This window comes from Phycicoccus sp. M110.8 (assembly GCF_032464895.1).
GTDB lineage: Bacteria > Actinomycetota > Actinomycetes > Actinomycetales > Dermatophilaceae > Pedococcus.
Map to the genome: position 1 here is coordinate 1 of NZ_JAWDIC010000007.1, position 606 is coordinate 606.

At 75.1% G+C, this 606-nt stretch carries 1 protein-coding gene; it reads left to right on the forward strand.

Translation table 11 applies throughout. From position 1 onward, the window contains the following. A partial coding sequence (locus RKE38_RS19540) for a DUF222 domain-containing protein (protein WP_316009150.1) occupies window positions 1–606 on the forward strand: 606 nt, incomplete at both ends.

Here is a 606-nt window from a genome sequence, read left to right on the forward strand (position 1 = left end):
TGCCCGGCAGCGCGAGCTGTGGGCGCGCACGGCGCAGGTGGCCGGGCGGCTCAACCGGGCGCAGGCCGAGCTGGTCGAGGTGGCCCGCGAGCTGGTCGAGGACAAGCACTGGGGCGACGGTGGGTTCCGGTCAGCCGAGCACTACCTCGTGGTGCGGGCGGGCCTGTCGCCCGAGCACGCCGCCGACGTGGTCCGGGTGGCCCGGCGCACGACGGAGCTGCCCGCGGCGGTGCGGGCGCTGGATGCGGGCGAGCTGTCGCTGGACCAGGTCGCGGTCGTGGCGCGTCGGGTGCCAGTGACCCACCAGGCCTCGATGACGCACTTGGCCCGGCACGCGACCGTGCCGCAGCTGCGGCGGATGTGCGCGCGGCACGCGTTCGACCAGCCCGGTGGGATGCCGGCAGTGAGCGAGGATCGGCCCACGGACGGGCCGCTGACGGTCGTGCGGGACTCGTTGGCCGGGCAGTCGCAGACCGAGCGACGCGCGTGCGCGAAGCCGGAGCTGGTGATGTCCTACGACGCCGACGGCCGGTTCCAGCTGCGGTACTCCGCCCCGGCCACGGTGGGAGCGCTGGTCGAGCAGGCGATCAAGGAGGCCAAGGACGC